Below are 13,871 nucleotides of genomic sequence, written 5' to 3'. Positions count from 1 at the left end.
TCACATTTAGCATAAGTTCTGATAGAACTTATTCCATTTTCAATATCTATGTCGTGTTTTTACATCGAATCGGCTATTCAAAACGAATTTGTATCCATATTTTATTTTTTAGCCCTGTCCGGGGAGTATATTTCACAAAAAAAATATGTCTTTTCGTTGTTTTTTGCAAAAAGAATCCATACTTTTGTTCCATAGTTTAATACTATAACAGAATAGTTAATAAATCCTATCTAAGAATAGAAGATAATTAGCGTTTTATACATTATATAGTTTTTTTTAATAGCGGAAAGAGTAGGAAAATACCAAGTTCTATCAGTACTTGGTAAATCTTCATTTTTATAATTATTCCGTATTTATTTTTATGCAAATCCGCATCAGGAGTATCTCTTACACACATTATCGTTTTATTTCAAAATAAAACCCGACATAAAATAAATTCGGAAATACAAAAGCCTCTTTTTTAAACTATGTTAAAAAACCGTTTATTGAATATTCCGTATATATTACACTCCGACACTCCTCCATACGCATAAAAACAATAAGGTATTCCGGTGATATTATTTCATTACATTGAAGAAAGCCGTATTTTCCCCTAATTTCAATAATTCGGGATATTTGATATAGATTTATCTTTTGATTTCAAGGGACGCCTTGTTGCTTTAAAACCAACGGGGTGTTTCTCGGTGTGCAACGGGTCGTTCCTTTTAAAGGAACGACCCGTTGGTTTTAAACCAAAAAACGCTTATGTAACCATTTGAAAAACAACCTATTACACAAGAGAGAAACTGTTCCATTCTTTAAAAGGAAATTCACGACACAAAAAAGACGGATGCCGGCGCCCGGCGCAGCATCCATCTACAAATATTTACAAATTAAATTCTAATACCAATGGTTACAGTCACTTTCTCCATTAAGCCCCATTTAGCGGCTTATATGTACGTGCGTTTCAAAAATCACATCCATTCCGCCATCCATCTTCCCGATACCCATCCTATCTATCACTTTCTCCACCAGCTTTCCGTCCCCCATCCTCCCAATGTATCCTGGCGCGAAACCGGAAACATCACTTTTTCCCTTCCCCATCCGAGAAACGGCAAGAATCCGTATGTATATAATTATATAGGCCATGACAGCGCGCTTATCATAGAAAAGGAAATAGAAGTGGAAATGAAAGCCGAACTCTATGAATTTCTTCTGGAAAACAAATATTGCCACGGCATCATGTTCAAAAAATCAATGGGGATTTTCGTCGAACATTATAATATGGTGGAACTGGTGGAAGAAGAAAGCCTGATGAGAATGTTTCAAAGGTGGAGAAAGGCCATCAAAGAAGGTTCGGGGCTAAACCGGGCTTCCGCCGGACTTACCGGCAAATTAACATAAGAATCAATCGTTAATTCTTTTTATAGATTTGCAAATTTATGACAGATGCAATAAATTTGCACCCGAATTAATTTTAAGAAAAAGAAAATATTATGAAATCATTTTTACTAGGATTATTGGCTGTAGGTTTCTGCTATACAGCAAACGCACAAACCTCAAAAGAGGACTTGCAACAAGCTAAAATAGACTCGTTAACTACAATCATTCAGGATTTGCAGGCTAACCAACAGGACATGCAAAAACAGATTGAAACGGTTGACAAGAACTCAAACGTATGGAGACGCGGAAAATACCGTAATTTCAGTTTCAACAAAGAAAAAATAGAAGTGGACGGTTTTGACGGCAGCATCGAAAGCGAATGGGGAGCGGCAATCACCATGGGAAAAACTTATTATTTACACAAGACTCCGATATTGAGCATGATTAAAATCGGGCTTGACTGGACTTATTTCGATATCAACGCCGCAGGATATAAAATGGAAAACTATGAAGAAGGGGGAAAAGATAACGCCTATCATTTCACGGCAGGCATGCAAATCGGTCCTTCCGTCACGGTGAATCCGGTTGACCAACTGACAGCAAGCGTTTACTTCCGTTATGCACCGAGCTATTCCGGAATCTACGCAAATGACGATTACCATTCGGGAGGTTATGCCACTTTCTTCGTATCCGGCCTTTCCGTGTCTTACAGAGTAATCTCCCTCGGAGTTGAAAAACGTTGGGGAACCGTAAAATACGATTTATACGATACGGACGAAAAAATCAAATACAATATTTCAGGTCCGCGGTTCTATATCGGTTTCCGGTTCTAATTTCCGGACCCATCATCCATCATCATACAATGTGATATCAAACAAAAGCGGTAAAAACGGATTTACCGCTTTTGTTTTTATGGAGGACTGTCCATTCACATTCTTCCGGACAAATAGGGTCCGGATATAAAAAACAGAAAACGAAACAGAAAAACGGTGCGGAACATATATTTTAAAATCATATTCGGAATATCCATCATTCTCTTTGTTGCGGCGTGCCATAACGGAGAACGGATTTCCCGGCTTGACAAAGCAAAGCCTTTGTCGGAAAATGACGCGGACAGCGCCCTGGCCTTAGGGCGCACCAAACTGCACGAAGGAGACAGGGCGGGAGCGTTACGGATTTTCCTGGAGATTGAAGAAAAGCTGAAAACTGCCGGCAACCCCTACTACAAAGGATTGCTCTACAGTCAAATCGGCGAGGTATATTATACGCAAATGAATTACAACCGCGCCTATCATTATTTTTACGAAGCCCGGAACCACTTCCGGCAATCGGAAAACCTGCACAAAGAAACGGAAGCGACGCTCGACATGGCGGCAGCCGCATACCGCTCTAAAGACATGGAGAAATCGATGCGCCTTTATTCCGCCGCCCTGGACCTGGCAGACGAAATAAAGAGCGAAAGCCTTGCCAGAACCAGCCTGACTAATCTGGCTTCTCTCTACGTCATATCGGGAAAACGGCAAATTCCCCGCGACTTGTTGCAACGCATCGAACTTTCCGCACGAAAAGACACGCGATACGGGTATCATACGCTGGTGGACGTGCAACTGCTGAAAAACCGCCCGGACAGCGCACGTTATTACCTGGCTCTTGCAGAAGAACGCACGACCGATGTCCGCGATATGGCGGAACTGCAATATACTGCCTATCGAATCGAAGCCTTATCCGGGAATTTCAAAAAAGCGACGGACAACATACACCGTTACATCTACCTGACCGACTCCCTGACACGCTCGAACATGCAATTTTCCGCCGGCATGGTAGAACGCGAATATTTCCGGGAACAAGCGGCTTTTGCCGAATACCGGATGAAAAGCCGTACGGCATGGGAAATCGGTGCGGCAAGCATTCTTTTCCTGTTCATAGGAATAGCCTGCTACATCATCCGCCAACGCCTGCACCTGCAACGGGAACGCACCGAACATTATCTATTATTGGCGGAAGAGGCGAATTCCGAATACAAGATATTGGCGGAACATATAAAAGACCGGCTCAAGACGGAAAAACACCTGAAAGGGCTGATTGCCTCACGTTTCGACATCATCGACAAACTGGGGAAAACTTACTACGAACGCGAAAATACCGCCTCGCAACAGGCGGCGATGTTTCATGAGGTCAAACGGTTAATCGCCGACTTTGCCGAAAACAATGAAGTGCTGCAAGAGCTGGAGCTCATTGTAAACACTTGCCATGACAACGCGATGGAAAAACTGCGGACCGACTTCCCGGCGATGAAGGAGAACGACCTGCGGCTGCTTTGCTATATTTTTACAGGTTTCTCGCCGCAAGTCATCAGTTTGTTCATGAAAGATACGGTGGCGAATGTATATGCCCGCAAGTCGCGGCTTAAATCACGCATCAAGTCGGCAGAAACGGCAAACAAGGAACTGTTTCTGGCGCTTTTCGGACAGGTGTCAGGCACGTGTTAGATTTTTCCGCATCCGCTCGGAATAACTATCTGAATATCAACACTTTCATTTTCCAACTGTTAGATTCCTAAGGCTATATCGTAACTCAAAAACGGTAGGGCCTCGTTATCTTTGCATCCGGAAAAATTTGAAAAACCTATGAGTATGAAAGAAATTGTTATTCTATTGAGCATCGCATTTTTTGTATTGACCGGTTGCAGTAAAGACAACGACGAATATCGGAAGGATACGCCTCCTGCCGAAAAACCGGCTGAACCTGCCGGACCTGCCGGACCCGAAGAGAATGTCTTGCTTGAAAATCTCCTTATAGAACTGTTGCCTGAAAAAAGGATTTATGCATTGGAAGAGAACATAGACTTGACTGGACTCAAAGTGACGGGCGAATACAGTGACGGGAAGCGGCGCCCTGTGAAAATTACCCCTGAACAGGTTAGCGGCTTCTCCTCGTCCGCCCCTGCCGACGAACAGGAAGTGACAATAACGATAGAAGGGAAACAAATAAGTTTCACCGTCCGGATTGCGCCTGTCCGTATCAAAAACGGCGTACTGGCGGAAGTCCTGGAAGGATATGACGAGATTATCCTGCCCGATGGCGTCATTTCAATTCCTAACAACATTTTTTACGGCAGCCGGATAAACAGAATCGTGCTCAATGAAGGGCTGAAATCTATCGGTGAAGCGGCTTTCTTCTGTTCAACCGTTCAGGAAATTGTTTTTCCTTCCACGCTGGAACATCTGGGGAAAAATACATTTTATTATTGCCGCAACCTGAAAAAAGCCGATTTGAGCCGGACAAACATCACCCGACTCCCTGCCAGTTGTTTCATGTATGCAGGCATCGAAGAAGCGGCTCTGCCCGCAACGCTGAAAGAGATTGAAGCACAGGCTTTCCTCAGGACCTCGCAACTCCGGACGATTGAGATTCCCGAAAATGTGAAGTCAATCGGCCTGGAAGCTTTCCGGGAGAGCGGGATTGTGACGGTGAAACTACCCAACAGCATCGGAACCATAACAAGCAGGGCTTTTTACTATTGCCGGGCATTGACTGAGGTAACGACTTACGGAACCGCTTCCGACACCGGCGCCGACACCGCCATTCAAGCATATTGCTTTGAAGGATGCCCGGAATTGAACCGTTTCGAGATTCCGCAAAGTATCCGCATCCTGGGACAGGGACTTTTGGGCGGCAATAAGAAAGTGACCCGGATAACCATTCCGGCAAGCGTCATGCAGATTAATTTCTCAGCTTTCAATCATACAGGTATTAAAGAGGTAAAGGTTGAAGGGATAACACCTCCTCAGGTATTCGAACACGTATGGTACGGATTTCCGGACGACATTGCCGCCATTTACGTTCCTGCCGTCTCTCTGGAAAAATACAAAACCGCAAACGGCTGGAAAGATTACGCAAGCAAAATAAAAGCGTCCTGACAATTGCCGGTTTTATTTCAATTGCCGGTTTTTATTCCAATTACCGGTTTTACTCCAATTGCCGGTTTTACTCCAATTGCCGGTTTTACTCTAATTGCAACCGGAAAAGCCGCTTTCTCCTATCGGCTTTTCCGGTTCTGTCATTGGAAAATCTCCGTCCTGCAGGACAAACTCCCTCTTCCCCCCGTTCAAATTTCCCCGTTTACTCCCAATCCGAACAAGGCGAAATCCCCCAGGCAGGGGTCGTCCGGAAAGACTTCGGCAAGAGCGGCCGTAATTTGCCGGGCATTCTTTAAGGAGAAAGTTTCCGTATCCGTCAGTCCGAAATGACGGGCGACCCGGCAGACATGCGTATCCAAAGGGACAATCAGCTCCTTGCGGTCGAAACTTTCCCAAATACCCAAATCGACTTCCGAATCTTTGCGAATCATCCAACGCAGGAACATATTCAATTTTTTCTGCGGGCTTTTGGCGGATACTTCAAGAAACGCGCACAACTTTTCCATCGGTATTCCGGGATAAGGCTTCAAAGCTTCCTCCAGGCTTTCGAACTGCATATAAGCCGTGTGCAACCGACAGAAATATCCATAGAAATCGGCATACGACAACATACGGTAAAAGCTATCCGCCATCCCCGGAGGGAAATCTTTTTCCCACTGCCGGGAAAGGACATACCGGTATGGCGAGTTCCCCATCAGCCTGTGCAACTGTTCCGCCTTTTTCACTATCTGTTTGCGATTGCCGAAACTCATCATCGCCGTCAGCAAACCGCTGACTTCAATATCTTGCTTCAACGCATAGCGGCGGGGAAACTGCACCGGGTCATCGGCTATGAAATCCGGACGATGGTAGATTCCGGCGCACACCAGCAGTTTGTTTTTTACATCTTCGGTCATTTTTTATCTGTATCGGTCATTGAAAGTGCAAAAGTACATATTCCTGTTTTAAAATGAAATATGGTATGGTATTAGCAGGTTATTTATAGAAAGGAACCGCTTTAAAAAGACGGGGGTCCGGACTAACAAATTGATTTTTAAAGACATGCCTGATTGAAGAGTGACGGTGCGGGACTGACAGAGCCTTCCCTTTTGAAAAAGGGCATATCATTTTGAAAAGAACAGTAACCGATAAATTATCAGAAAACAATGAAAGTTTGCAAATTCGAGAAAATTAAAAATGAGGATGAAATCAAACAAGTAATTAATTGCATTCAGAAAGAGCATCCTTACGTGGCCGTACTTCCCGTACTGGCTCCGTTACAGGAATGGTTACAATCCATTTCCGTCAGTTGGTTCCACGAAGAAGACGAGGCGTCGCACGCTACTGTCAACGCCATCGGGGAATACTGCCGCAGCCTTGCCGACCGGCTGATTGCAGACAGCCGGCTAAACCGGGAGATGAAAGCGCGGATTCAGGAATGTACCGATAAGATACATGCCCTGGTGGAAGATAAGGCGGATTTGTTAATAGATAAAATGATTAAAGCGGAAATATACGGGTTGTCCTGCGACTTGTTCACTTATTGCCTGCGCCAGCAAGGGTTGCATGCCCAAACCCTGGACACCGGCAAATTCATGCAGATTAACCTGGAAAGAAAACCGGACATCCCTTATATCCAGGAATCGCTCCGCCAATACATCGACGAAAACCGGAATGTGGATATTTTCATCGCCCCGCTCTCCATCTGCAAGAACATTTACGGCGAAATCGATTTTATGAGCGCCAAACGCAATGATTACTACGCAACGGTACTCGCTACCTTATTTAAAGCGGACGAAATACTCTTGTCTACCGAAATCAACCATATCTATGCGAACCGCAACTGCCGGAGAGAGCAACACTCGCTTACGTACACGGAAGCCGAACAGCTAATCAACAGCGGAGTATATCTGCTCTATGCGGACTGTATCACCCTTGCCGCGCGTTCCAACATCGCCATCCGGCTGACGGACATGCACGACCTCGACACGGAAAGGCTTTATATCTCCGCCCACGACACGGGAAACAGCGTCAAAGCCATTCTTTCCCAAGATTCGGTCACGTTCGTGCGTTTCACTTCATTGAACGTCTTGCCGGGATATTTGCTGCTGGGCAAGCTGCTGGAGGTTATCAACAAATACCAAATCAACGTTGTGTCAATGGCGTCGACCAACGTGTCCGTTTCCATGATGATGGCAGCCAGCCGGGACACTTTGCGAATTATCCAAAGGGAGTTGCATAAATATGCTGAAATGGTTGTGGACGAAAATATGTCCGTGATACATATCATCGGCTCGCTCCATTGGGAACGCACGCAGGTGGAAAGCCGGATTATGGATACGATTAAGGATATTCCCATCTCTCTGATTTCTTACGGAGGAAGCGACCATTGTTTTACCCTGTCCGTACATACGAAAGATAAAAACAGGCTTATCAGTTCGTTATCCAGCCATTTTTTCGAAAGCCAACGCGCCGCCTGAAAGATTCATCGGAAGAAGCAGAAAATTCTTAACCAACAAACCCGAAAAGATGAAAATAGCAATCATAGGAGCCGGACATATAGGAAGCGCCATTGTCGCCTGCCTGGCAAAAGGACATCTTTACAACGAGAAAGACATCATCGTCGCCAATCCGAACATCGAAAAAGCGGAGAGGCTGCAAAAACGTTTTCCCGCGATACATATAACGACCGACAACCAACGCGCCGTATCGGAAGCCGAAGTCATTATCCTCGCCGTCAACCCCTGGAAGGCGGACGAAGTATTGCTTCCCTTGCGTTTCTCACGTTCGCAGATTCTCATATCTCTTGTTTCCGGGATATGCATCTCCCACCTCGCCCATCTGACGGAAGCCGAAATGCCTATTTTCCGGGCGGTTCCCAACATCGCCATTACGGAACACGCGAGCCTGACTTTAATCGCCTCACGCGAAACCGACAAAGAGCACCGGCAATTGATAAAACAGATATTCGAAGAAGGAGGAAAATGCCTGTTCCTGCAAGAGAAGCAACTGGATGTCACTTCCGCACTGACTTCCAGCGGCATCGCCTTTGCCCTCAAATATATTCAGGCTGCCATGCAGGCGGGAATCGAACTGGGTATCCCCGCCGGCGACGCGATGCGGATGATAGCATACAGCATGGAAGGGGCTACGGAACTGATTCTGAACCACGATACGCATCCGCTGCTGGAGATTGAGAAAGTGGCTACTCCGGGCGGAATTACCATAAAAGGACTGAACGAACTGGAACACGGCGGGTTTACTTCCTGCATCATTCAGGCGATTAAAAGCAGCGCGACGGCTTTAATCGATAAAAACACGGAAGAGTAAGCATGCCGTTTTCTGTTTTCCTGCGATTCCGGGGAAAAGGCTGAATACGCGACCCCGCCTTTTCAGAAGATACGGCTTAAAACAGTGTATATTTTTTACTCCATTTCTTTAAGGGCGAAAGGGGAGCGTACCTGTATCATACAACAAAAGAGTTGCCCCATTTCAGGCAACTCTTTTAAAATTAAAAATCTCCAGGTTCAAATTTAACTTATGATATTGTACCGATATTTATTTACTTATAAGTTAACGGAACTTCAAAGACATCCACTCACAAAATTCGTCATTATCCAAAATTAAAAGGGAAGGTGCTTTCATCGGACAAAGCAATCAACCCGTTTTTCCGCTGAATACAAATTTTGTTCTCTCTTGCTAACCAACCGGCGGCCAACGCTGTACTTTCTACGCTAAGGTTTAATTTTCTCGCCAATTCAGGTATTGAAATTTCACCAATTTCCTTCAGGGCACACCAGACTTTTCCGGCATTAGTCCCTACTATTCTTTTATCCATGGCTATGAGTATTAATAATTCACCTGCAATATACTCATTTTTAATAATAGATTATAACAAAATCCGATTTTTATCTTCCGTTTTGACATTATTTAAAATTTCTGAATTCATTTCACCGGCGACAACCGGAAATCCCCCTGTACAAGGGGCGTAACCGCCTCTTTCCAACGGGTAATCTATTAAAATAATTTATTAAAAAAGACAGGAGGGAAAAACCGGAGGAGGACAATCGGTTCCGCAAACGGACGGCCCCGGACATGCCCGGTGCCGCAACGTTGTCCGGACAATCCGTGCGAAACGGTTGCCGGCAGGTTGCCGACAGTCCGTATTGGCGGATTGCCGACAGTCCGTATTTTTCATTCATGACAGTTCCGCCGTAGGATTATGGATAGTCAGCCCGCCGTCTACAACCACCGTTTGCCCGGTGATATAACGCGCATCGTCGGATGCCAGAAATGCGATGGTTGCCGCCACATCTTCCGGTTCGCCCAGATAAGGCGTAACGCACTGGCCTAAAAAGATGTCGCGGACGTCTTCATTCAGGTTGTTCAAAGCGGCGGGAGTCAGTATCAGGCCGGGGGCTACGGCGTTGCAACGGATATTTTTCTTTCCCATCTGGGTGGCGATGTATCTGGTAAGGTTGATGACACCGGCTTTGCTGGCGCCGTACAACGTTCCGCTCGCATCGGCCGTCATTCCGCTGATGGACGCCACATTGACGATGTTCCCTCCGCCATGCGCTATCATGACGGGAATGATTTGCTGGGAAAGATACAGGGTGCAGCAAAGATTCAGGTGAAACGCTTCGTCGAAGTAGTCGATATCCAGCTTTTCGATGTTCAGGTCACGTTTCGGATCGGTTCCGCCTACGTTATTTATCAGTATATCGACTTGCCCGTACTCTTTTACGGCAAAATTGATTAGTTGCTTGCAGCTTTGAAGTTCGGTGGCCGAAAAATAGACAGGACGCACGTCCGCCCCCGATTGGGCGAGCTCGGAAGCGAGCTGTTCCGCTTTTTCCCCGCAACGGTCGGCAATGACTACTTTTCCCCCTTCGGAGACGATACGGCGTGTGGTCGCTTCGCCAATGCCGCCGGCCGCACCGGTGATGACAGCCACTTTATCTTTGAATCTATTCATATTGGATGGAATTTGACAATTGTTCGGGATTTAAAACAAATGTATCCGGAATTTGTTATCCGGCGTAAACCCTCTTTAATAGGATTCGGCAGCGTATTTGATTTTTTTTGTATTTCTCCCTGTGTCAATCCTTTATGTATTTAAGAAGTCTGCAAAATGTTAATATTCTTCGGCTTATCTGTTAATGGGATTCGGTTTCTATTAAACCATGTTATAAGATGCCCCGTTTTGCCCGATAAATTTGGAATGTTGTCCAAAGTCCGTATCTTTGCAATGTGTTTTTCATAGTATTAGATTTAAGGTTAACAAAAAAGATTGGCTGTCTGGGATAGATAGCCTTTTTTTATGGCTTCATGTTCCGGAAGGATGGCGCCGAAGAACTTCCAGATGTTTGCGCCGGACCACTCCCCCTCTTATTCTATTTCAAAATTGCGTAAAACAGCCTTTGCCGCTATCATTTTTCTCTGAGAAAAGGGGAAATGTGGGCCGACGGTTAGCAATCGGATGCCGATTGTGAACGAATATGTTAAATGTTAACACAGGAAGTCTAAATTGTTAACGCTCATCGGAGAGTATTAAACCGTGTTATATTATTGTCTGTAAAGGGGGTAAAATTTGCTATTTATCCGGAAGTTAGTACCTTTGTACTGTGTTTTTTTCATAAGTATTAGATTTAAGGTTAACAAAAGATTGGTTGCTCGTGATGAGTAGCCATTTTTTGTTTTTATACCCTCCGGTTATTTATTCTTTTATCATTGTCAACAGCATCTTGAATCTTTCCGTCGCCGTAAGGGCATGCGGGGCATTGGCAGGAAATACGATGCTCTCTCCGGCCTTCAGCGTAAACAGGTTTCCGTTCACGCTGATATCCGCCGTTCCTTCCAGCACTTGCACAAGGGCGTCGAACGGAGCGCGGTGCTCGCTTAGCCCTTCTCCTTTATCGAAAGAAAACAGGGTGATGTTGCCTGCCGGATTTTTGATTAACTGTTTGCTGATAACGCCTCCTTCGGAATATTCCACCAGGGAAGCCAGGCGGAGTACCGTTCCTTTTTGAAATGATTGTTCCATATCTGATTCCGTTTTAAAATGAATATATTGTTCAGAACATGTATCCGATATGTTTTGTTTACGGGAAATTATCGGCTTCAAAGCTGTTCTTTTATCCGATAAATGCTAACTTTACGGCGTTTATAAACCATAAAGCATCAATGGAATGATTGTCAAGACACTCTTGGATACCGACCTTTATAAGTTTACCACGTCGTATGCTTATATCAAACTGTTTCCCTATGCGATGGGGACTTTCAGCTTCAATGACAGAAACGGAACCGAATATACCGAAGACTTTTTAAACAGCCTTCAAACGGAAATCAGCCGTCTCAGCCAATTAAGGCTTACCGGGGAGGAATTGGAATACATGGCTAAAAACTGCCGGTTCCTCCCACGGGTTTATTGGGAATGGCTGTCGTCTTTCCGTTTCGACCCGGATAAAATCCGCGTCTGTCTGGACGGGGAACGCCGCCTGCATATCGAAGTCACGGATTTCCTCTACAAAGCCACCCTGTACGAGGTCCCCCTGCTTGCCATCGTATCTGAAATCAAGAACCGCTTTTCCGGCCATGTAGCCGATATGGACGGGATTCTCCGCAAACTGGCGGAAAAGACGGAGCTGTCTAACCTGCACCGGCTCTGTTTTTCGGAATTCGGCACACGCCGCAGATTTTCCGCAAATGTGCAAGAGACGGTTATCGGACGGCTAAAGGAAACGGCGCAATATTGCACGGGAACTTCCAACTGTTATTTCGCAATGAAGTACGGGATGAAAATGATGGGAACCCACCCGCACGAGTGGTTCATGTTCCACGGAGCGCAATTCGGATACAAGCATGCCAATTACATGGCGCTGGAGAACTGGGTGAACGTTTATGACGGCGATTTGGGGATTGCCCTGTCCGATACATATACTTCCGGCATCTTTCTCAACAACCTTAGCCGCAAACAAGCCAAACTGTTTGACGGCGTACGTTGCGATTCCGGCAATGAGTTCGATTTTATCGACAAACTGACAGCGCGCTATAAAGAGCTGGGAATTGACGCAACGACCAAAACAATTGTTTTCAGCAACGCTCTCGACTTTACGAAAGCATTGGATATTCAGGAATATTGCAAAGGCAAAATCCGCTGTTCTTTCGGAATCGGAACCAACCTCACCAACGACACCGGATTTGAACCTTCGAATATCGTCATGAAGCTCACGCAATGCAAAATGAACGTCAACCAGGAATGGAGGGAATGCGTCAAATTGTCTGACGACGAAGGCAAGCACACCGGCAGCCCGGAAGAGGTAAAAGCCTGCCTGTACGAACTAAGGCTGGCCGAATGAGTGGCTGTTTCGAGAAAGAAGGCAAGGTAGGGACATAAAAAAAGGAGCAACGCCTTGCTCCAACCTTTGTTAACCTTAAATCTAATACTATGAAAAACACATTGCAAAGGTACGGACTTTTGGCAACTTTGCAAATAATCCAAATAAAAAAGTATGTTTTATAACACGATTTAAAACTTTCGGAAGAAAAACTCCTTTTTTATTAATACTTTTTCAAGATTCTAGTTCTTTCCTATTCAAGACTTGAACTCTTTCACAGCCCTTTCAAGCCTTTCCAAAGTAAGTTCGCCGGATTGCCTCCAAAGCTGCTCCCCTTTCCGGAACAGGATAAATGTGGGTGTCACCTCAATGGTGTAGAAGTCGGCAAGGGCGGCCTCCTGGTCTACATCGACTTCCACGACTTCCAGCATTCCTTCCGTCAATTTCTTAAATTCTCCGACAACGGGTTTCATCCGCTGGCAATGGGGACACCAGGTTGCATAAAACTCCGCCATTACCCAATCCGCACCTGCCAGTTTTTCCCGATTGGATTCTTCACGCATTATTTTCTTCTCTTTCATAATCGAATCTCTTTTAATTAATAACTGTTTTTATATAAATAACTGAGTTATCCGAATAAATGGTTGAGTTATTCAAATAAACAACCGATTTATTCAAAATAACCGGAGTTTCAACAATACCGGAAGAAAGATGGTTTAATAAAGAAGCGGGAATATACACAAATTAAACAATCGGACCCGCCTGCATTTGCCCGACCGGCTCTGTGGTATCTATACAGGGGCATTTCCGGACGAGTTATCTCCGTATGAATTATCTCCAGACGAATTACTTCCAAACGAATTATCTCCAGATGAATTACTTCCAAACGAATTATCTCCAGGCGAATTACTTCCAAGCGAATTATCTCTAGGCGAATTACTTCCAAGCGAATTATCTCTAGGCGAATTATTTCCAAGCGAATTATTTCCAAGCGAATTATCTCTAGGCGAATTATCTCTAGGCGAATTATCTCTAGGCGAATTATTTCCAAGCGAATTATCTCCAGGCGAATTACTTCCAAGCGAATTATCTCTAGGCGAATTATTTCCAAGCGAATTATTTCCAAGCGAATTATCTCTAGGCGAATTATCTCTAGGCGAATTATCTCTAGGCGAATTATTTCCAAGCGAATTATCTCCAGGCGAATTACTTCCAAGCGAATTATCTCTAGGCGAATTATCTCTAGGCGAATTATCTCTAGGCGAATTAT

At 45.0% G+C, this 13,871-nt stretch carries 12 protein-coding genes and 1 pseudogene; 7 read left to right on the top strand and 6 right to left on the bottom strand.

Translation table 11 applies throughout. From position 1 onward, the window contains the following. Positions 1-888 precede the first annotated feature (888 nt). From Q5076_RS12935 to Q5076_RS12920, 4 genes are all read left to right on the top strand, one after another. Complete coding sequence (locus Q5076_RS12935) at positions 889-1,383, top strand: hypothetical protein (RefSeq protein ID WP_303013938.1); 495 nt, start codon at positions 889-891, stop codon at positions 1,381-1,383. Between the two features lie 92 nt (positions 1,384-1,475). After that, positions 1,476-2,195: a hypothetical protein gene (locus Q5076_RS12930; RefSeq protein ID WP_303013936.1), complete on the top strand. Its 720-nt coding sequence runs from the start codon at positions 1,476-1,478 to the stop codon at positions 2,193-2,195. Positions 2,196-2,360: 165 nt separating this feature from the next. Next, on the top strand, positions 2,361-3,851 hold the full coding sequence (locus Q5076_RS12925) for a lipopolysaccharide assembly protein LapB (protein WP_303013994.1): 1,491 nt from the start codon (positions 2,361-2,363) through the stop codon (positions 3,849-3,851). A 144-nt stretch (positions 3,852-3,995) separates the two neighbouring features. After that, on the top strand, positions 3,996-5,282 hold the full coding sequence (locus tag Q5076_RS12920; protein ID WP_303013934.1) for a leucine-rich repeat protein: 1,287 nt from the start codon (positions 3,996-3,998) through the stop codon (positions 5,280-5,282). 188 nt (positions 5,283-5,470) lie between these two features. On the opposite strand, the gene Q5076_RS12915 is transcribed toward Q5076_RS12920, so the two are convergent. Further along, positions 5,471-6,178, bottom strand: a complete 708-nt coding sequence (locus Q5076_RS12915) for a TIGR02757 family protein (protein WP_303013932.1) — start codon at positions 6,176-6,178, stop codon at positions 5,471-5,473. Positions 6,179-6,427: 249 nt separating this feature from the next. Between Q5076_RS12915 and Q5076_RS12910 the strand changes: the two genes are divergently transcribed. Next, a complete protein-coding gene (locus tag Q5076_RS12910) occupies positions 6,428-7,741 on the top strand; it encodes an aspartokinase (RefSeq protein WP_303013931.1) in 1,314 nt (437 codons plus the stop codon). A 49-nt stretch (positions 7,742-7,790) separates the two neighbouring features. Continuing rightward, positions 7,791-8,591 carry a pyrroline-5-carboxylate reductase gene (gene proC, locus Q5076_RS12905; protein WP_368389384.1) on the top strand — a complete coding sequence of 267 codons (801 nt, stop codon included), beginning with the start codon at positions 7,791-7,793 and terminating at the stop codon, positions 8,589-8,591. A 283-nt stretch (positions 8,592-8,874) separates the two neighbouring features. Here the strand turns inward: proC and Q5076_RS12900 are convergent, their stop codons facing one another. From Q5076_RS12900 to Q5076_RS12890, 3 genes are all read right to left on the bottom strand, one after another. Then, entirely contained in the window at positions 8,875-9,099 is a 225-nt protein-coding gene (locus tag Q5076_RS12900; protein ID WP_303013930.1) for a winged helix-turn-helix domain-containing protein, read from the bottom strand. Positions 9,100-9,459: 360 nt separating this feature from the next. Next, positions 9,460-10,239: an SDR family NAD(P)-dependent oxidoreductase gene (locus tag Q5076_RS12895; protein WP_303013929.1), complete on the bottom strand. Its 780-nt coding sequence runs from the start codon at positions 10,237-10,239 to the stop codon at positions 9,460-9,462. Positions 10,240-10,980: 741 nt separating this feature from the next. Beyond that, on the bottom strand, positions 10,981-11,307 hold the full coding sequence (locus tag Q5076_RS12890) for a cupin domain-containing protein (protein ID WP_303013928.1): 327 nt from the start codon (positions 11,305-11,307) through the stop codon (positions 10,981-10,983). A gap of 145 nt (positions 11,308-11,452) precedes the next feature. Here Q5076_RS12890 and pncB point away from each other — a divergent pair, with 145 nt between their 5' ends. Then, positions 11,453-12,622 carry a nicotinate phosphoribosyltransferase gene (gene pncB / locus Q5076_RS12885; protein WP_303013926.1) on the top strand — a complete coding sequence of 390 codons (1,170 nt, stop codon included), beginning with the start codon at positions 11,453-11,455 and terminating at the stop codon, positions 12,620-12,622. A 236-nt stretch (positions 12,623-12,858) separates the two neighbouring features. On the opposite strand, the gene Q5076_RS12880 is transcribed toward pncB, so the two are convergent. Continuing rightward, entirely contained in the window at positions 12,859-13,182 is a 324-nt protein-coding gene (locus tag Q5076_RS12880; protein ID WP_303013924.1) for a co-chaperone YbbN, read from the bottom strand. A gap of 210 nt (positions 13,183-13,392) precedes the next feature. Continuing rightward, a pseudogene (locus Q5076_RS12875) lies at positions 13,393-13,871 on the bottom strand (hypothetical protein); the annotation flags it as partial.

The organism is uncultured Bacteroides sp. (genome assembly GCF_958445495.1).
Lineage (GTDB): Bacteria > Bacteroidota > Bacteroidia > Bacteroidales > Bacteroidaceae > Bacteroides.
The sequence above is the reverse complement of the archived record's forward strand: the minus strand, read 5'-3'. Positions and strand labels throughout refer to the sequence as shown.